At 33.9% G+C, this 20,434-nt stretch carries 22 protein-coding genes and 1 tRNA gene; 6 read left to right on the top strand and 17 right to left on the bottom strand.

Annotation, left to right across the window (positions count from 1 at the left end; translation table 11 throughout):
• Positions 1–2: 2 nt before the first annotated feature.
• The 16 genes from KC460_03955 to KC460_03880 form a co-directional block, all read right to left on the bottom strand.
• Positions 3–482 (bottom strand): hypothetical protein, encoded by a 480-nt coding sequence (locus KC460_03955; GenBank protein MCA9770494.1) that lies wholly within the window; start codon positions 480–482, stop codon positions 3–5.
• Between the two features lie 22 nt (positions 483–504).
• Positions 505–1,419, bottom strand: a complete 915-nt coding sequence (locus tag KC460_03950; GenBank protein MCA9770493.1) for a hypothetical protein — start codon at positions 1,417–1,419, stop codon at positions 505–507.
• A gap of 261 nt (positions 1,420–1,680) precedes the next feature.
• Complete coding sequence (locus KC460_03945) at positions 1,681–2,364, bottom strand: hypothetical protein (GenBank protein MCA9770492.1); 684 nt, start codon at positions 2,362–2,364, stop codon at positions 1,681–1,683.
• Between the two features lie 270 nt (positions 2,365–2,634).
• Positions 2,635–3,711: a hypothetical protein gene (locus KC460_03940; GenBank protein MCA9770491.1), complete on the bottom strand. Its 1,077-nt coding sequence runs from the start codon at positions 3,709–3,711 to the stop codon at positions 2,635–2,637.
• 108 nt (positions 3,712–3,819) lie between these two features.
• The gene (locus KC460_03935) at positions 3,820–4,239 is read right to left on the bottom strand and encodes a hypothetical protein (GenBank protein ID MCA9770490.1); all 420 of its coding nucleotides are present in this window, start codon (positions 4,237–4,239) and stop codon (positions 3,820–3,822) included.
• 419 nt (positions 4,240–4,658) lie between these two features.
• Positions 4,659–4,925, bottom strand: a complete 267-nt coding sequence (locus KC460_03930; GenBank protein MCA9770489.1) for a hypothetical protein — start codon at positions 4,923–4,925, stop codon at positions 4,659–4,661.
• A gap of 52 nt (positions 4,926–4,977) precedes the next feature.
• Positions 4,978–6,150, bottom strand: coding sequence for a hypothetical protein (locus KC460_03925; protein ID MCA9770488.1), 1,173 nt, complete (start codon positions 6,148–6,150; stop codon positions 4,978–4,980).
• A gap of 206 nt (positions 6,151–6,356) precedes the next feature.
• Positions 6,357–6,590 carry a hypothetical protein gene (locus tag KC460_03920; protein MCA9770487.1) on the bottom strand — a complete coding sequence of 78 codons (234 nt, stop codon included), beginning with the start codon at positions 6,588–6,590 and terminating at the stop codon, positions 6,357–6,359.
• A 513-nt stretch (positions 6,591–7,103) separates the two neighbouring features.
• Positions 7,104–7,180: transfer RNA gene (locus KC460_03915), tRNA-Arg, on the bottom strand.
• Positions 7,181–7,236: 56 nt separating this feature from the next.
• The gene (gene atpA / locus KC460_03910; protein MCA9770486.1) at positions 7,237–8,745 is read right to left on the bottom strand and encodes a F0F1 ATP synthase subunit alpha; all 1,509 of its coding nucleotides are present in this window, start codon (positions 8,743–8,745) and stop codon (positions 7,237–7,239) included.
• A gap of 14 nt (positions 8,746–8,759) precedes the next feature.
• Positions 8,760–9,293, bottom strand: a complete 534-nt coding sequence (gene atpH, locus KC460_03905; GenBank protein ID MCA9770485.1) for an ATP synthase F1 subunit delta — start codon at positions 9,291–9,293, stop codon at positions 8,760–8,762.
• Positions 9,293–9,805, bottom strand: a complete 513-nt coding sequence (locus KC460_03900; protein MCA9770484.1) for a hypothetical protein — start codon at positions 9,803–9,805, stop codon at positions 9,293–9,295. The genes atpH and KC460_03900 overlap by 1 nt, the downstream gene beginning before the upstream one ends.
• Positions 9,792–10,199, bottom strand: coding sequence for a hypothetical protein (locus KC460_03895; protein ID MCA9770483.1), 408 nt, complete (start codon positions 10,197–10,199; stop codon positions 9,792–9,794). The genes KC460_03900 and KC460_03895 overlap by 14 nt, the downstream gene beginning before the upstream one ends.
• A gap of 3 nt (positions 10,200–10,202) precedes the next feature.
• Positions 10,203–10,451, bottom strand: a complete 249-nt coding sequence (gene atpE / locus KC460_03890) for an ATP synthase F0 subunit C (GenBank protein ID MCA9770482.1) — start codon at positions 10,449–10,451, stop codon at positions 10,203–10,205.
• Between the two features lie 113 nt (positions 10,452–10,564).
• Complete coding sequence (locus KC460_03885) at positions 10,565–11,224, bottom strand: hypothetical protein (protein MCA9770481.1); 660 nt, start codon at positions 11,222–11,224, stop codon at positions 10,565–10,567.
• 47 nt (positions 11,225–11,271) lie between these two features.
• Positions 11,272–12,003 carry a deoxynucleoside kinase gene (locus KC460_03880; GenBank protein ID MCA9770480.1) on the bottom strand — a complete coding sequence of 244 codons (732 nt, stop codon included), beginning with the start codon at positions 12,001–12,003 and terminating at the stop codon, positions 11,272–11,274.
• Between the two features lie 95 nt (positions 12,004–12,098).
• Between KC460_03880 and KC460_03875 the strand changes: the two genes are divergently transcribed.
• From KC460_03875 to KC460_03855, 5 genes are all read left to right on the top strand, one after another.
• A complete protein-coding gene (locus KC460_03875; GenBank protein MCA9770479.1) occupies positions 12,099–13,739 on the top strand; it encodes a hypothetical protein in 1,641 nt (546 codons plus the stop codon).
• A 75-nt stretch (positions 13,740–13,814) separates the two neighbouring features.
• Positions 13,815–14,480 carry a hypothetical protein gene (locus KC460_03870; protein MCA9770478.1) on the top strand — a complete coding sequence of 222 codons (666 nt, stop codon included), beginning with the start codon at positions 13,815–13,817 and terminating at the stop codon, positions 14,478–14,480.
• Positions 14,481–14,484: 4 nt separating this feature from the next.
• Complete coding sequence (locus tag KC460_03865) at positions 14,485–16,665, top strand: ATP-dependent RecD-like DNA helicase (GenBank protein MCA9770477.1); 2,181 nt, start codon at positions 14,485–14,487, stop codon at positions 16,663–16,665.
• A gap of 77 nt (positions 16,666–16,742) precedes the next feature.
• Positions 16,743–17,327, top strand: coding sequence for an N-acetylmuramoyl-L-alanine amidase (locus KC460_03860; GenBank protein MCA9770476.1), 585 nt, complete (start codon positions 16,743–16,745; stop codon positions 17,325–17,327).
• Positions 17,328–17,368: 41 nt separating this feature from the next.
• Positions 17,369–17,935, top strand: a complete 567-nt coding sequence (locus KC460_03855) for a hypothetical protein (GenBank protein MCA9770475.1) — start codon at positions 17,369–17,371, stop codon at positions 17,933–17,935.
• On the opposite strand, the gene KC460_03850 is transcribed toward KC460_03855, so the two are convergent.
• Entirely contained in the window at positions 17,892–19,895 is a 2,004-nt protein-coding gene (locus KC460_03850; GenBank protein ID MCA9770474.1) for a hypothetical protein, read from the bottom strand. The two genes, KC460_03855 and KC460_03850, sit on opposite strands and share 44 nt — an antisense overlap.
• Positions 19,896–20,031: 136 nt before the next feature.
• Between KC460_03850 and KC460_03845 the strand changes: the two genes are divergently transcribed.
• Positions 20,032–20,262, top strand: a complete 231-nt coding sequence (locus KC460_03845; GenBank protein MCA9770473.1) for a hypothetical protein — start codon at positions 20,032–20,034, stop codon at positions 20,260–20,262.
• Positions 20,263–20,434: the final 172 nt, after the last annotated feature.

Raw genomic sequence — 20,434 nt, 5'->3', positions numbered from 1 at the left:
TGCTAAATTCTCTTGCTAAATTCTCTTGCTAAAATAGCTTGATATACTTGATCATAATAATACAATTCATTTACACCATTCTTCTTACTCAACAATTGCCTGCAAAATTCAGGCTTCTCACTCAACAATTGCCTGCAAAATTCAGGCATTTGATCACCTGGTGTGTCATAACTAGGTAAATATGCTTTTTGCACTATTTTCATCATGTAACAGGCATAGTCATTACCCATTGAGCAATTTTTTGCCCACAAATAGTTAGCCGCCTTACGACAGCTCAATGTAACATCATTATTATAACGACTTACACAAAAGTACCTGAGGAACTCCATTGTAACATCTTGCATAAAAGCTGATTGATCTACGTCATTAAATTGATCTACTACGACATCATTAAAAAAAGTATCATCATCTTCACATTGCACAAATGTAAACGATATCAATGTACTATAGATTAGAAATAACAATATCATTTTTTTCGACATATTTCACCACTCATAAACAATGTTATTTATTAATTAGTTTTTGCATTTTTTTACAATTGGTCACTTTGCCATGCATGTATTGACCTAATCTACTTGTGGCAACAGTACCTAATGCAGTTGCAGCAGATACACATACTGGTGATACAACGTGTTTGATTATTTGATCTTTTGTTGCAATTGCACCCAACACAATTTTCTCTAAATCAAATATCGTAGCATCAACAGATGCAATAATATCCTCTACAAGTTTTGGATTATAATAATAAAGAATAAGTATTGCTCCAGCACATCCAAGAGTAGTTGATCCAGTAATTAAAACTGATTTAATCTTGTTTTTTGCTATTGTATAGTACACTCTTTTTGCAGTTTTTCCAATACCGTATGCTAACTTACTCAATAAACGAGCTTCATATGCAACACCAATTGCAACACCAGCAATTGCTGCATATGGATGTACGATTATTTGATCATATATAAAATTTTTTCCTGTTTCTGCATATGATACTACTTTATCCTTTGTTTTATTACAACTATCTTTAAACCACTGTCCCACCGTTTGCTTGTGAGCAACAGGAATGTTCACAACCTCATCTGTTGTTGAAGTATTCATAATTAATTTTGCTTCTGCAATAGATTCTGCTTCTGTAGCAAATTGTGTTTCTGAAAAAGTTTCTTTTACCTCGGGCTCTAGCGCTTTAAACTCTATTTGAGATACATTAGAACAATCACTCTTTTTTAATTTTTTTATTATTTGTAATTGTTGCCTTTTCCAAAGACTATCTAAATGCTCTCCATATCCTGGATTCATTTTAACCGCTTTAGCATTTTCTGGCCTTTGACTTGGTGCTAAATGATCATATTTATCCGCTGAAATACTAAACACCGATAAACCTATGCCTGCCACAGCTAATAATAAATTATTATAAAATATCTTCATAAAAAGTTCCCTCTAACCCCAAAATTATGAATTGTACGCAATATTAAATTATCAAAATACGCTCTTACGCTGCATTTTGTACTCATTTTTAACACATAGTAAATAGCAATATATAACTATCATACTAAACAAATATTCCAAATCGTCAAACACTAAAGCCTTTGTATATATCTAACATAATTAATTAAAACAACAAAAAAATCACATATAAAGGATGCATACTCTAATACACCCTTTGTATGTGATAGAATAATAATGATGTTAATGCGCTAACTCTTTCTTTCTACATACCTTGTTGAAGCAATTTCTTATTGCTAATGTTACAATAGCAAAAGAGGAAAAAGAACCAACAAATGGAATAGCAAAAGTAGCAAACGTATCTTTATCTACAGGAATAACGTGAATATTAGAAAGGACAAAATCACGCATTTCCTTCAATACATTCAATTCTTTATGTATCATATGCATTAAATCTGTGCGCTCATACATAGCAAAAGCAGAAATTGCACAAAGCGCAATAACAACTTTTAATTTGTTTTTGTACGCACAGTTAATAACATTTTTTGTAATATTATATGCCTTAGATACTATTTTTGAGGCAAAACCAGACCCAACAAATGCACCTGCAATAGCTCCTGCGACAAGCCCCGAGCGACATGCCATTGAGTAATGTGATAGAACCTCACACGCATAATCAAAAGCAAGTTCCTTGCGACTATGATGAGATGCTAAAAAATGTATTAATCGTTGTGCTTCACAACCTTTTTGAGTTGTCGCACATATAGGTATTTGGTTAAATTGTGCTATTTCTGCACCTACTTGTTGAGCAATGCCTTTAGAAACATTATACGTTGTACCCAAAAAAGAAACTTTATCAGCAAATATCGTTGTTATGTATCCAACAGATAATAATAAAGAAAATGAAAGTTTAATAACCCTTTTCATAAAAATCTCTCCATTTAATGTATTGCACTTTTGTGTGCATAATTTTAATATATTGTCTATTTTAGACTATCAAAATAATCCAAATAGTCAATAACCCCTATGGGCCATACTCAAAAAGTGAGTATATATAGGAAGTAAAAAGGGGTGTACCAGATGGCACACCCTAATATATCGATTTATATGATTATTTTTGAGCTATTGTTACCTGAAATAGTTATAGTATCAAGCTTCTTGATATCGTATAGTAGCTCTAGAAGTGCTGCGTCGCCGCTATGCCCTTGAAGTTGTATTTGATTCAAACTTAAATATTACCCATTTTATCCTCGATATCTCTTGCATGATTTTCTTTGCCTGATTAAGCATAGCCAATGCTTTCTGCCTAAGTCGCTTAGTATTCTTTACTTGCTCTAATCTAGAAACTTCAAAACGTGCCCAATTAACGATTTTATTCATACCACTCATAATTTGATTCTTATCTTCTAGTAATCTATATTTATCTGCTTCATCTGATTTTTCTTTATAGCCAAGCTTATCAAGCATGCCTTTGGTATACCTCAATTCCTCTTGACATTTATGAACTGGATAAGAACGTGCAATCAGCCTTGCAAGCGGATGAATAATCATCGACCCTAGTCTCCATATCACGCCTCCTAGCCCCCTAGCCTCTAGTACCAGATCTTTTCTTTTATTGATAAGATCATTATGTTTTTTACCCATATATTCGCTATACTGCGCAAGTATCTGACTTTCCACTAATGTTATTTTGTCTTTAACCAAAAGAGCCTCGATAAAATTGGTCAGCTCATCTTCTCGCTCTTTTTTAGCACTAGTTAGCATTTCCATTTTATCTTTTTTCTGATTAATAAGATTCTGAAAACTATTTAGTTGATTGTTAATCCATATCTTTTGCTCTTCTATTTTATTTTTAATACCTTCATATGTAAGCATCTTTGATTCAATTGCTTCAGGAATAATAGACTCTACGTACACTATCATTTCACGAATCTTTTCTTGAAAATTATTTTCTTGAAGAAATGAAACAAATTTTTCAAATTCAGCCTTTACCTCAGCTACATTACCTGCATCAACATGATCAGGAAATTTAATAAGCATAAGATAATGCATTGCCTGCTCTACTGCTTCATATTCAAATTCAGCTTTTTCTAAAGCCTGAGTAACGCTATCCAAATTACTTTTCAAAGAATCGTAGATACTTTCTTGATACTCTTTTAATTGCCCAATTTGACTGGTGCCATTTTCCCGCATTCCAAAGGTATTTTTACCCACAAAAGCAAGTACTACAGTTATACAGAACAACAATCTATTTAACAGTGTATGTATTTTCATTACCCTCTCCTAATTAAACTACTTTATAAATCCTCATGATAATTTGAATGTATCTTACACGCCCATTCATTTTTAGCATAAAAAAATAAGAACACCAATTTTATCTACTTATTTTTGAGCTTCGCCATACTTTCCTATTAGTCGTTGAAACCATTTCTTAACTCCAGAAATATCTATATCTTTTGGTAATGACCAAAAACCCTTCTCTCTCCTCTCTTGATTCAAATTGCTCTTACCTTGCTCAGCCTCTTTAAACTTATTCTCCATCTTTTCATCAAGCCATGTTATTATTTTTTGTATTCTATCAATTTCAAACCTAACCCAATCATGCTGCTCTTGTAAAAAATTTGCGATTGATTCCGCTGCCAATAACTCTATATTGCTTCGCACATAGTCAGCCTGTTGAGTATAGTCATTTTCGTTTAGCCATTTAGCAAAAGCTTCAAGATCGCCTTTCTTTCTATCTATACCCAAATAGGTTATTCTAAGCAACTTAATAAAATTAATCTCTGTATCGATTAAATACATTTACCTTTTTTTATATTTTTGAATGTCTATTCGCAACTCTCTACCTTGCTTTTGCAAGTTGCTATATTTTGTATCCATACTATCAAAGTACTCTGTTCGCCAGGCGCTTACTATCTCTTTATTATTTTTTTCAATAAGAAAATCTTCTATTTCATTTATTGATTTTTTTATTTCTTCTTGATTATTGTTTAACTCTTCTAGTTTATTTTTCGTTTTTTAACTTCCTTTTCAAGTTTTATTCTCTCTGTTTTTATCCATTCATCTGCTATTTGTATCTCATCAAAGATTTGACTGGAATCCCAATCTTTTGTTTCCATAATGTCATAAGTAATTGTTCGTATTCCTTCTGGTTTATTTGTAAATTGTGTATATTCTTCTGCATACTCGTACTTTTTAAGCCATGTAACAAATTGTTCAAATCAATATTTTGCTTTATTAAAATTCTCTTTGTTGATACATTTTTTAGGTAAATCAAATAACGTTAAATCTCTGAGTTTTTCGTTCATTTTTTCAAATTTAGATGCTATTTCTTTAATAGTATCATTATTTGTTTTAAATCCTGTTTGTAATTTTGAGTAACCATCGCTATCCATACTATACTTTTTTCCAAAAGTATCGCTACCACCTAAAGCAAGCACTACAACACCACCTAATAACAGTCTATTTAACCGCTTATGTATTTTCATTATCTCCCCTTTAAGTATATTTATGAATATTTGAATTCACTAAGCTTATTTTTTATTTTTCTCTTACTACTGCTCTACCAGCTGAGGGAGTCCACCATTTTCTTAGTAATGAGGGTACATAACTTTTCCAGCCCCCCCTCCTTGTCTCAGTCGGCTCTTTCTCACCGTAGTTTCTATCAGGGAATAAATATCGCATTGCATTTTTTTCTTCTGGTGTCATATCAATCAAAAGATAATCATCTCCATACTCTCCGCTTATTTTTCTTGTTGCATTTGGATCTATTGCTGTATTAATAAACTGAGCAATCAGACGAGCTGAAGAAGAACGCTCAACAAACAAAGCAGATATATCTTGGTATGAAGTACTACCCTGGATAAACTTATTCATATCTTCTATTGCTTTATTCATAATCTTAATTAAATCAACAATATTAATTTTATACTTACCAGTTACTTTCTCTATGCGACCAGAAATTTCAAGTTCTTCAAGTGTTTTTTCCTTTGATTTCTCTTCTACTTCAACTTCGCCAGTTTTTTCTGGTGTTCTTTTTAGTTCAGACATTCTTCTGATTGTTGATAGATATCTACCAAGAGCATCAAATGCATCACTAAGCGGTTGCTTTACACTTTCTAACATTGACATACAGTTAACAAAAAACTTAGTTTCTTCGTTTATTAGTGCTTGTTGGCAAAATAGAAAATCTTTTTTTAAATCTTCATGTTCTCGCATCATATCCATATAATTCTTATGTTCTTCACCTCTCTTGCTCCGATTATTGATAAAATCAGATATTATTTTAAGAGTTTTTTCTACAATCTCCGAATCAGATGTTTGTTGCTCAAACCCTTCTCTCCCTCTTTTAACGCCCGGTGATATATATATTTGAGCAACTTCATATTTAGATTTTTGTTCTAATCGACGTCGCTTATTAAGCTCCCTGTTTAAAGTTTCTAGATCTTGCGTATCAGAACTTATATTTGTTTGATATTTATCAACGACTTCCTTTATAGAGGGTTCTTGATTATCCTGATTTTTTTCTAGAAAAGTTTTCATTGTGTTTATCGATTCTTTTTTTTCTTTTATTGCATTTTGTAGTTCTTCTTCTGTCATATCAATTTGTAGTTCTTCTTCTGTCATATCAATCGGCTTATTCATAGTCCACGCACATGGAATAAACAAAAAGATACTAAACATACCCAATAAAAATAAAATACCTTTTTTCATAGCACATCCCCTAACTTAAGCATCATTACACTCAATAGTCATTCTACTTCATACCAAGCATACAATAAAAAAGCATAAAAAATATACAGATTGAATTAATAAGATTTAAAAAAAGCACAATGCAAGCTATTTGCCAACATACATTTACCATCAAAAACAAAAGGTGCATTAAGTTTAGACACTACGTCAGTAGTGAGTGGTGTGATCTACTGACGTAGTTTATTATATCGTTTATATGCTTCATGTAGCATCGACAGAAAGAGGCTGATGAGTCCAGATAAAATATAGGCCCATTGCCATGGCATTTTGAGTATACATCCCAAAAAACCACCGGCCATCAGTATATCTATACATCCTATCCACTTTCTGCGCAATTGGATACAAAAACATTTCCAAAACGTTAATCTGTTTTCAGCCATTTTTTTATCTTTGCTTTCCATAGAGCGCGTTGTTCCTGAGCTTTGCGTGCTTGTCTTTACTAACTGCTATTCTATGTAAATATGAATTTGCTATAAACATTTGACTATAACGCATGATATACCAGCGCCAGAAGACACGTGGTTTTGGCCAGCATCCCCCATCAAACTATATCCTGAATATGAAGATTCTTTTTTTCAATCTGCATAGCAGAAATGAAAGATGGTACTAAAAGAAACAAAGCTAAAAGCTTCTTCATATTTATCCTCATTAAAAATTAATAAACACTACTTAATTAACATTGCGAAAATTCTTTCCTTTTGAGCACCTCAATCAACACCCTCAAAACCTAATAATACACAGTCATGTACAACCCAACTACATGCGAATTATATTAGTTGTTCACATTGTTTTTCATGGTAACATTCGTCTATATAAATGTACATATATTTTCGTAATCTTTCTGCCTTTTTTAAGTAATTCCTGATAGAGATATATATATAGAGAATTGGATAACAAATTCCAGTATTGAGGATTGGTGTGCCCGGTAGGATTCGAACCCACGACCTACGGATTAGAAGTCCGTCGCTCTATCCAACTGAGCTACGGGCACAATAACTTTTTAAGATCGTTTAAGTATAAAACAACTGAAACTAAAGCACAAATGTATTATTTTTTTTCTTGCGGAACAAATAATACACTAAATTCCGCCGCAATTGTTTTGAGCTTTTCAGATACATCGTCATCAACATCTGCTGCGCTCAGAATTGCCTCATACACATCTTTATGTACAGATTGAACAAAACTAACAAACTGACATATAAAGGGCTGTACATGTTTAACTGCAAGCGAATCTAAAAAATCTTCTTTAAGTAAAAACAGAATAAGTGCTTGATCAACAAATGAATAAGTTTCATATTGCTGCTGCTTAAGCATTTCAACTGCTAATGCACCGCGTTGTAATTTGCGTTGCGAGACATCATCAAGCTCAGTACCAAACTGTGCAAAATCCAGTAGTTCATTGTATTGTGCAAGTTCTAATCGTAACGCTTTGGTCATTTTTTTAACTGCTTTGGTTTGTGCAGAACCGCCAACACGAGATACTGAAAGCTCAACGTTAACTGCTGGACGAATACCCTGATTAAATAATTTAGTATCTAAGAAAATTTGTCCGTCTGTGATAGAAATCAAGTTAGTCGGAATATATGCAGTAATATCATCACTTTGAATCTGTACAATCGGCAATGCAGTTAATGAACCACCTGTCGCTAATTTCCCTGCACGCTCAAGCAACCGTGAATGCAGATAAAAAACATCACCAGGAAATGCTTCACGACCTGGCGCACGGCGTAATAATAAAGACATTTGACGAAATGCAATTGCATGATTACTTAAATCATCATAAATAATTAATACATCTTCACCTTTGTCTCGCCAATATTCACCAACAGTACAACCGACATACGGAGCAAGATAATGATTCAGTACTGCTTGGCTCGCATCAGCTGCTACAATTGTTGTATATTCCAATGCATTATTTTCTTGCAATAATCGTACTAATCTCGCCACATTCGCTTGCCGTTGACCAATAGAAACATAAATACATTTTACGTTTTTACCTTTTTGATGCAAAATCGCATCCAGCACAATTGCAGTTTTTCCGGTATTGCGGTTACCAATAATCAATTCACGTTGGCCTTTACCAATTGGCACCAACGCGTCAATTGATAAAATACCAGTTTCTAATGATTCATTGACAGGAGAACGCTCAATAATTTGCGGTACAATCGCTTCGATTGGCCGCAATTCATCTGTAGCAATTTCTCCCAAACCATCAAGTGGCACACCTAGTGCAGAAATAACACGGCCAAGCATTGTATCACCAACGGGTGTTTTATATACTTGCCCCGTACGCTTGGCAACTTCTAATTCTTTTACGTGCACTGTTTCATACAATAAAAATACCGCAACAGAAGATTCATCTAAATTAAAAATAATACCACTATTGCCACCTTCAAAATCAATACGCTCACCAAAAATTGCATTATTCAAACCATGCACATGGCAAATACCGTCACCAACACTAACAACAACTCCAACTTCTTCGAGTTCCTGCTCTGGTAATTCTTGTAATGATTTTTCAAACAACGAAATAAGATCGATATTTTTAACATCCATAGTTTATTTTACCTTTACCCAATGAGGAGCGTACGTTCAATATGTTGCAGCCGTTGCCGTACAGAGCATTCCCACACAAACTGATCACTCTGGGCACGAATACCAGCAATTAACTGTTGATCTATTTTATAATGGTAGATAACAACAGTATTTGCTTTTGTCGCTAAAAAATCAACCACAGTTTTTATTTCTTGTCCTGTCAACTCTTGTGCGCTAGAAATAACAAAACGAATAATGTTATGCTGCTTATAGTAGTACTTAACAATATGAACAAGCACCTGCGGCAACAATAAAATTCTTTTATTTTTTATTAATAAACCAATAAGCGTATCAAAATACTGTACTGGCAATAATTTTTTAAGAGCATGATGTTTTGCTTCATATGCAATGCAAGGTGTACTAAGCAATGCAAGTGCACCATATTTTTTTTTTAGTTTCCACGCAAGATCCATCAGCATATCGCACATATTTTTGTCAATATGTTTGCCATATACATTTACAAATGCAACAGCATACTTCTGTGCAATGTAACTTTTGCTTCCACTCATTATGAACCTCGCTGTTTATGCACACTTTGCTGTAATTGAGTAAGAATATCTTTAGTAAAAATACGTCCGGCATCAGATTCCTGAAAAAGAATATGTAGCTGTTTTTGAGCATTGCCAATTGCCTGAGGTAGCACCACACCCCTCAGCCGTTCTGCCTCTAAATATGCTGTTTGTACTGCAACACGCTTACTTTGCTCATCAGCACTTGCTTGACGCTCTTTTTCTGCCTTTTCTTGTTCGTGTATTACTGCTTGTTGCCAGACTGCTATATCCTGCATTAATTTTTTACATTTCGTTTGCTGCTGCACAATTTGTACGTGTAATTCATCCTTTTGTCTTTCCAATGCTGTCATTTTATTTTCAAGCCCACGTATAAATACACATTTCTGTGCTATTTGGTCACGCAAACTTTGATAAATGTACTTTTTAAATAAATAAACACACAGCGCAATGAGCATTGCAAAATTAGCCAGACGAAAAAAAACAGCAACAATATCACTAACTACCAACATGCGCGTCCTTTGTTATTGCATTGTTTAACTGCGCAATAGAAACCTTTTCTACGATTGCGTTCTGCAGTAATGCTGTTTGTTTTTCTATCACGTGCATATCAAGTGATACCAACTGCGGTTCATGTACCTGATTAGATCTGAAAATAAAACGTACCGCACGCATTGGCGCATGTTGTGCAAAATAATTTTGACATTGCACCAAATACGCCATTTTTTCTTCTTCTTTATGCCGTAGTAATTGCATGCGCTCTTCTATACCAGATAATAACCCATCACGCTGATTATCTTCTTCTTTAATAGCATGCACGACTGGTTTAAAAAACAACATCCGCAACAATACATAGGCAACTAAAAAATTAATTGCTTGTACAATCAACGTCGCATTAATTTCCATTTTTTATAGAGACATTGCTAGATAAATCAATCCACCCGCAATCATCAACGCATAAATTGCAGACGACTCTACGATACCCATGGCAATCATCATAGTTGTGCGAATTTGCCCGGCATTTTCAGAATATTTACCAATATTTTCACACGCTTTCATTCCAACAAGTCCCTGCCCAAGTGCCGGCCCAATACTCCCTAATCCCATTGCAATACCAGCGCCAATACACGCTGCAGCTTTTGCATAAACAATATCCATAGCTATGCCTTTCTTTTTTTAAGAAATTGTGACCCCTTTTTTGCGTGTTGTTTATTATAGTAACCATAATATTTTATTTTTAACAAGTATTTCAGTGAAGTACTTCGCTTTTTTTACCCACTCAAAGGAAACATTCTTCTTTTTTTCGGGGGTTTAGATTTATCAACTGTCTTTCCATCATCCTCAGAAGCAGAGTCTGAGTCAGAAGTAAAAGTATCCTTTTGTTCTTCCTCCCTATCAAAGTCGCAGCTCAATCTACGACGTTTATTAGTCTCATTTTTTTCACCCACTGTTTCTTCTCCGACTAATACATGCTCATCTTCATAACCGCTCTCATCAGTATCACCTTCTCTATATGTACTTTGTCCCTGAATATCTTGATTACCTTTCAAAAGGCTACTACCTGTATACAGGTTACCTCTTGATTGCAATATACTCATGGCAACAAACCATGCAGCCGAGAATTCATTTAAAAAAGATACACTCCTATTAGTATTACCCCAAAAAATATGTACACAATCTCCCATAGAAAGCGAAAAAGCTGTATCAAAAGGTGACTGCTGGTCCCAATTACGAATAACTTCAACTAACGAATTACTATTTATCTGATATGTCATTTTTACCCGACCGACTGAAGAAAAAATTTTCACAGTATCCCCCGGCACAACACTGGCATCAAATACAATTGCGCCTTGCATTGCTTGCAAAGAAATAAACGGGTAGAAAATAAAACAAACAGCCAGTAACAAAAATGTATGTCTTATACGACACATACAAACTTTTCCCATTAAAAAACAATTATTATAAACGATACAAACTATTAAACTAACGCCTTTGGCACGAGCTTTTCTTTTGGTACATAGACCTCCTCATCATGTATAAACTGCCTAATGTATTTTATATGATTGCGTTGCACCGCTACATCACTTTCAAACTCTTGGTTACAATCTAACACAAGCACTGGCAAATCTTGCAAGTAATCTGCGATATTATCTTTTTCTATTAACCACTTCTCATGCTTGTTGTGTAACTGTTGCAAATAATCTAGAGCAACAGGAGATTCTTCCGATCTACCACGTTTGCACAAACGCTCATAACATTTTTTTGGATCTGCTTTTAAATAAATAAAACCAGCAGGCTTTGTCATTACATTATTCACAAGCCACACAAACCATTCTTGATACAATTTCCACTCAAGCGCATTCATATTACCCTGTTCATAACAATTTCTTGCAAAACAGTATCGATCAGAAAACACTGATCGTTCAAGAACACTTGTTTGATACGGTGTTGTTTTTAATGCATCTTCTAGCGCAAGAACACGAGTAATAAATGCATATGATTGAAATGTATACGCCCATCGCTGCGTATCGGAATAAAATTTTTCTAATAGATTTTCTGTAGTACCTTCAATTGTTTGCCATTTTTCTACCGGCTCAAAAATAATTGGCACATTGAGTTGCTCTTTTAAAATGCGCAAAAAAGTAGATTTACCTGCTCCAATATTACCTTCCACAATAAAGTATCGCTTATCAGTGCCTATCTGATCCATGAAAAAGCCCCTCAATATTTTGTCATCTGAAATAAAATACGTTAGATTGAAACGTTATAAAATAATGTCACATACAAAATTCAAAAAACCATATCATGAATGAAATTAAAAAAATAGCTTGTTTTTTCTTTATTTCTCTATCTTATTTTTCAATACGCTCATCAGACGAGAGCTTCACAGAATACGATTTTTTCAATGATCCAATTACAAATGCATTTGTAGAGCAAACCGATTGGCATATCACACGCGAAAAACAAGATATTATTGACACACTTGATGATTTAAAAATTATTGACTTACTTAAAGAAGACTTTTTTCTTAATACTAATCCACTCAATTCGCGTAGCTTGTTAGACAATCCTTTTAGCCTGCTACAACATTGTTATTATTCTTCACATATACCAGAAACCGCGCAACATAATTACGGACTCCACTTTTTTTTCAACCAGATGACACGCATGGTTTTCAGAAAAGACTCAACAGGAATAGAATCATATTTAGCAATTAGACAAAAAGATTTTTTAGAAAAGCTAAGAGTTGTTACTAATCAAATAGAAAAAATAATACCAAATTTTGATATAAATCCAGACCGCGTTACTTTTTTAATTCGTAATTTAACCGTACAAGAGCGCAGAACAGGTTTTATGTTTTATGGTAAACACACCCTGCCTGGCCCACTACATGAAATTACTATCAGTTGGAAAATGCCATTTTATCTTCTAGAGCGTAATTACTTCACCACAGATAAAGAACGTGCAGCACTTGAAGCAGAACTTGGAGCATTAGAGGAAGAAGACCAAATTGATTTTGAGGATGAGCATTTGGTTGCAACCAAACTTGGTTTTGGTGATGCCAGAATTTCCATTGATGCGCCGATGACTCGTTCACAACGCTGGGCATTCAATCTTGGCGGTTTTATAGATATTCCAACCGCACTTACATTTACACGCGGTGTCATTCGCGGTACTCGACGTGGCTTAAAAAAAGTAACATGTCGCCCACGATTTAACTTAGAACTATTACTTGATGATAATGCACTTGCCAATAACACTGCAGAAACTGCTGCAACAGAATTTGTACTTGCCGCACTTGATCATTTTGGTGGTAATCTACTCGACACTCCATTAGGTAATGGTGGACATGTTGGTATTGGTGCAATAATGTATAGTAAAATGCCGCTTGATTTTATTATCAGAAGATCATGGGCACACAATTTCAGAATAAAATCTCGTTACTCAATACAATACTTATTTCCAAAACGTGAAACCCGCTGTTATATTGCCTGTAATAATGCGCATGAATTTGACAAACGCAACTTTGAAGATACCAATCGATCAGATGATAATTTTAATTTTTTGGCCGCGACATTAACTAATCGCCTATTCCCGTTTGCTTTTAACACCACCGTACATCCTAATATTATCGTCAGAAGTACCACTAGTTTACTCTATAAAGCACATGGTAGGGGATTTAGTATTGGTACTGATGGCTGGGCACGCACTAAAGAATCATTACGAAACATTCAAACACCAAAAAATTTTGAAAAAACACTAGAGGTTATTAAAGCACGTCGTCCATTTGCCTATCAAAGTAAACTGTTTGCTTCTATTTTTTTTAGAAGAGATGGTACAAATCATAAAGTATGGAATTTTTGCTTGTATGTAGATAAAACATTTGCAAGCACCGGCATTGGAGAAGATTTTGTGTTATCATTTCAAGTTAATTGTAATTTTTAGCTAAGGAGGAAAAGTTTATCATAAAATGAGTCGGGTATATAAAAAATATAAACAATACAACTCATAGGGAATAGTATGAAAAAAACATTATTTATTTTTATGGTATTTTTTTTTACAGTAGCACAATCTAAACAAGAGCCAATCTGTTTGACCTCGCCAGTCATAGAATTTTTGGATGGCAAAAGCTGGGGAGTTAATGGCGAAGCTGTTGGCTACATGAGACAAGTTGGCCTTAATATTATTAAAATGCAATATGGTACTCCACAAAAAGATAGCAAGGTACGCATTGGCCTTTTTGAATATGATGGAAAGCAGTATACACTAAAAGAGTTAATCGCCATTGCGCGTGAATATGCAGAAAAAGCTGCTAGCTATTCTATACAAGAGTATGAGAAAATAAGAGCTAAACTAAAAACAGCACTTTCTGCCGCAATAGAATATTTCATCAACACTATTGAACCATTCATGGGTCAAGCAAACGGCGCAAAAAAACAGGTTGTTATTTTAATTGAAGAGTGGGCTGAAAAACGTAACCGCCAAAACAGCGAACTACTACATTGGGCCGAGACAGAAGAAGGCAAAGAATTTGATGTCTTTAAAAAAAATGCAAAAAATTTTGAAGCATTGGATGATTTTTGCACCGATTTAGTCTGCTTTTTAGGAGATTTGATGCGCAGCTGCCCAAAAGCAAATAAACAATTTGAAAAATTAAAAGATGAATTTTTAGCACAACAACGATAATACCATGAAAGAACAAATAACCGGAACTGTCGAACGCATTATATACAGCAATCACGAAAATGGCTTTACGGTATTTGTTCTTGAACTCAATGGTAAAAAAAAAATAACCGCAAAAGGCTCATTAGCATCTATCAACCCAGGAGAACACGTAACACTAACGGGTGCCTGGGTTACCCATGCTAAATTTGGCCGTCAATTTGATGCACAACAATGCACTGCATCAGTACCCACAAACGTTCAGGGGCTTAAAAAATATTTAGGCTCCGGGTTAATTAAAGGTATTGGCCCTACATATGCAGAAAAATTAGTAAACTATTTTGGAATTGATGTTTTAGAAATTATAGATAAACATCCACAACGATTGAACGAAGTTCCCGGTATTGGCCCAAAACGTATCGAAAAAATCTCTACCGCCTGGCAAGATCAAAAAGAAGTTGCCAATGTTATGGTTTTTTTGCAAGACAAAAATGTTTCTCCTGTCTATGCTGCTAAAATTTATAAACGGTATGGTCAAGAGTCAATTGCTATTATTACACAAAATCCCTATCGTTTAGCCGATGAAATTTGGGGTATTGGCTTTAAAATTGCAGACGGCATTGCACAGAATATGGGTATTGCTCATGATTCGATTAAACGTATTCGTTCTGGCATCCTGTTTGTTATCCAGCAACATGTAGGCAATGGCCATCTATATATTGAGCTTGATGCATTACGAGACAAAACAGTTACATTGTTGAAGTTGGATCAAATCGAAGCAGATCCTCGTATTAAAACAGCCCTACATGATCTTTATAACGAAGAAAAAATTAAATTAATAACTAAAAATACTGCACATTTTGTCACGTTAAGCACATATTACTTCTGTGAAAAAGGTACCGCACAAAAAATTAAATATTTGCTCAAACAACTACCATTTAAAACAATAGATTTAGATACTGTTTATAATTTTTTACGCGTAAAACAATTTGAACAGGATATAGAACTTAATAGTGAACAACAAAAAGCAGTTATGGCCTGTTTACAAAATAAAATAACCATTATCACTGGTGGCCCCGGAACGGGAAAAACGACTATAATAAAAAAGTTACTCACTGTTTTGGACAATCAAGGATTAAGCTATGTACTGGCAGCACCAACCGGCCGCGCAGCAAAACGTATTACAAAAAGCACTGGCAGATCAGCAAAAACAATTCATCGATTGCTAGAGTTTGATGTTAGTACATTTTCGTTTACTAAAAACGAAAACAATGCCCTGGCTACTCATTTTATTATCATTGATGAAGCTTCGATGATTGATATCTTTTTAGCATATGCCATTTTAAAAGCTGTGCCATTTAATGCTCATGTTGTTTTTATTGGCGATATTAATCAACTTCCATCAGTCGGTGCTGGAAACTTTTTAAATGATCTTATTGCAAGCGAAACAGTCACCTGTGTACGTTTACAAAAAATATTCAGACAATCGCAAGACAGTTTGATTATTATCAATGCACACCGAATTAATAACGGCGAATTTCCAACATCAAATCTACCAGACACCAAAAAAGATTATTTTTTTATAAAGGAAAATGAACCAGAACATGTTGTAGAACATTTAAAACATATTTTTACCAAAAGTTTACCCTATGCAAAAATTTTACCAAGTGATGCAATTGTACTCGTACCTATGAATCGTGGGCCCGTTGGTACCCATAACTTAAATCATCATTTACAAAAGTTACTCAATCCACAACAAACACATAAAAAAATTATGCATGCAGGCACACTTTTTATGTTAGGCGATCGGGTAATGCAAATTCGCAATAACTATGACAAACATATTTTCAATGGTGATATGGGCCATATAGAAGACGTTGATCCAGAGGAACGGGGGTTAATTATTCGCTTTGATAACAAACTCGTTGAATACGAAAAAAATGAACTTGATGAACTGGTGCTTGCATATGCGGTTTCTATCCACAAAAGCCAAGGGTCTGAATTTCCTGCCGTGATTATTCCACTTTTTATGCAACACTTTATGCTACTGCAACGCAATTTAGTCTATACAGCCGTAACGCGAGCAGAAAAATTGTGTGTTATGATCGGACAACCAAAAGCACTTGCAATGGCAATTAAAAATAATAAAGGTATTGAACGGACCACGTTTTTAAAAGACTATTTAACAAGTGATTTGAGTGCACGATAAAACAAATGAACAAACTACTCTTTTGCGCCTTCTTATCTTTTCATTTTTTTGTAACGCAAAACAAACCATTCACCATAATGGTAAATCCCGCAGGCGATGCAAAACAAATAGGCAGAAAGATCGACGGCTACTTTGAGCGTGGTATAACTCTACAGTTTTTTCAAGAATTAAAAAAAGAATTATACAAGCACTATTCAGAATCAACATTGCATGTTATTTCAACACGATTTGCCGGTGATACGATAGAAGAACTACAAAATGCTAATTTTGCTAATCGCTTAGGTATTGATTTATATCTAAGCATTCACTTTTATTATGAAGAAAAAACAAAACCTGATGTATTTTTGTATTACTTTTCATATGGAAATGAGTTTATTACTCAAAAACCTGATCTTTATTTTTGGCCTTATGATGAAGCGTACTTAATTAATTTTGATGCAACAAAAAAATCGATTGAAACAATGCAACGTGTTCTGGAAAGCAAAAAATATGCATACCAATTTACTGTTTATGGTATTTTTAAACTTCCTTTTGCACCACTCATAGGTATTGTTGCACCAGCAATTGGTATTGAAATCGGTCTTAAAAATAAAGACAATTGGCGCCAATATGTAGAGCCTATTGCTATAGCCCTGATATCCCTCATAAATAATAATCCATAATAAAAAACCATAAAAATATTATTCTTAAAAACAGAGCCATTATGAATCAATATTACTTCTATCACATCGCAATCGCTTGTTTAGCTAGTTTATGCATCGGTATATTTTTATTTGCCTACTTAAATGGGTATATTATTTTTAAATACCCTTCGTACAAAACAGATATCAAAACATATAAACAACAGCTAGATGTAACAAGAAAAGTAATCACTTTCCATTATTGGCACAACCAAAAATGGCATACTGAAAAAACTGAACTCATTTGGCATTCTAATGATATCGGTCAAAATATCACGTATCTATTGAATAGCTGGTTTACCTGGCTTGAAGAAGAACACATGATTACTAAAAAAATTACCGTACAAACAGTCTTACTTTCTACAGATACACAACATGCCTATATTTCTTTTGACCGTAATCCATTTGATAAACAACAATCAACATATAATAAATGGATGTTAATTGAATCATTATTAAAAACAATACGAGAAGTTAACGTATCACTAAATCACATTACCTTCTTAGTGCATCACCAACCACTCAAAGACATACATCTTGACTTTACTAATCCATGGCCAATTCATGGTTTTTTAGCATCTTACTCATAAACTCTTGTGCTTTATCAATTATTGCGTGCTCTAGCCCCTGATTGCGTACAATATCAAGCGCTACATGTTGATCAGAAACACCTTCTTCTAAAACAAATGGATAGCATAAACTTCCATCTACCATTTTTTCTACACCAACCCTATAATTCGCAAAACAGTTTGCAGTATGGGCAGCCAACTGTGTTAATTCAAGAAAGTGCGTTGCAATAAGACACACACTGTTTGAAAACGTGCCAAATCGTTGTGTAACCGCATAAGCAATTGATTTTCCTTCAAATTCAGATGTACCATTAAACATCTCATCAACTGCCACAAAGCTAAATGCATCCTTTGATAGCGATACTATATTATTAATCAAACGTTGTGCACGTATTACTTGTGCTTTAAATAAAGAGTTACCTGCAGCAATATCATCAGTTACATTGCAGTAACTAGCAATTTTTGCAAATGGCGTAATTATTATTTTATTTGCTGGCGCAATACCCATGGTTTGAGCAAGAATCAAATTAATCACGATTGCATGTAAAATAGTTGATTTACCAGCAGCATTTGGCCCAGTGATAATACCATTTTGTGGCATATCTCCCCCAAAAATAATTGAACTTGGAATAACGTTACTATCTTCAATAAATGGGTTCCAAAAATTCTCAAGTTCAATAAATGGCTTATCTGCATTTTTAAATTCTGCAAAAGAAATATGTACTCGTTTATCTTCAAATTCTTTATACAAACGAGCAATAGAAAGATACATATCAACTTCGCCAACAGATACCAATATCGGCAATAACTCATTTTTTATTTCATGTAACAAATAATATGTGGCCAATACACATCCCTGTAAAAAAAACATGTTAGTCTTTTTTGTATCTGTTAACTGTTCTAACAATCGAATAAGTAGTTTTACTGACTTTATATTACTACTGAAAAAATGAGATAAATGTTCATTTTTTTCTAACACATTATACAATATATAATTGTTATCAATTACCCGTTTTAACTTTTTAACAGCACGCACATAACGTGCAACAATAACCATCTTTTTGTGCAGTAAATCATCTAATAACATATGATCAAATGCACAGCTATATTCATCTTGACAATTAAGCGCACAATACGCACCAGCAGTTATGCTCGTACCAGCCAAAACAAAACGATTGTCAACTAAAGAAAAAAGAGAAAGCATTCGTCCTCCTGCCCCCCTCAGTTTTTCTACCACTATACTTACAAATTGTGGACACTCAATACCCAATAAACACATAATACCATATGCAGGCAACACCGCTGCTGCAAGTACACTTGTAATAAAAAGCACAAAACGGCGATTATGTCCTATTTTATTGTTTATTTCTAGCAATAATTGATTGGTATTCAATGCATGAGTAACAGTTTTTAATAAGGGAAAAGAAAAATAATATTTTTTTGCTGCGTTAAAAAGTGGATCGTTTCCCCATAAGCTCCAAAAAGAAAGTATCATATTCTCTGTATCAGCAATTTCAGTAAAAATATAATTCAATTGCTGATACAGTTTTTTATTCTCTAGTAATTCACACACAATTGACTGTCGCTTTTGTAGTAACAAAATATCAGTTTGTGGAGTTGCCAGCATACCAAATAGCGACACTTTACCAATTTCTGTGTATGTACGATCCACAATACTCGCTAAATAAATATGTTTGTGTTGTTTGCCACAAAATAAATTAATATCACGCCACGTTGTCACATCCGTAAGCACATCATTATCAATACCTGGATATTGCTTGTAATAAGAATCAAGCATATTGCATGCAATATACCTTTTTTGTGCTTCACATGGATGTTGCTGATATTCAATGTATCGTTTTAAATATGAACCAAATGATTCATCTGGCCATTCTTGCTCTTCCCATGTAAGTGATGCCATATTATGGTACAGAATTTTTTGATACAATGATTTTTCTGAATAAACAACGGTTGGTATCATTACATAAACTGATACAAAAAGCCTCACTAAACAACTAATTTTTTTTCCTTTTAAACATTAAAACTATTGAGCCAGGATCATACAACAACTTAAAATAATTACTAACCGGTGGAAATATAAAAAAAGGAGCAATGTAATGTTTGATTTCCTACGTAATATTCCAGAGACATTCAAAGGAATAGGGCTTGTAGTTTTTGGTACAATACTAATTGTACATACATTTGGCATATTTCGCCAACGACTTGATGTAGTTATTGTTCTGGTAGGTTGTATTATGATACTTTATGGATTTATTATTTTAAACGGATCCAAAAAAATTACTAAAATAGTGGAACAGATAACACGCAAAAAAGATGACTCTGCTTAAATAACTCTTGTTAAAAAAAAAAAAAAACCTTATACTAGACTACAATATACTTGAAAAGTTTTATTAGTTATTTTTGTGGGGTTTTTATGCAAAACATGTCATCATTTTTTAAAAAATTTCTATTTGTATCACTAACTATCTCTATTTCTCACAGCCTTGTAGCCATGAAACA

It is taken from the genome of Candidatus Dependentiae bacterium (assembly GCA_020431705.1).
Lineage (GTDB): Bacteria > Babelota > Babeliae > Babelales > Vermiphilaceae > JAGQHQ01.
Note: the sequence above shows the minus strand (reverse complement) of the source record. Positions and strands in the feature narration are given on the sequence as shown.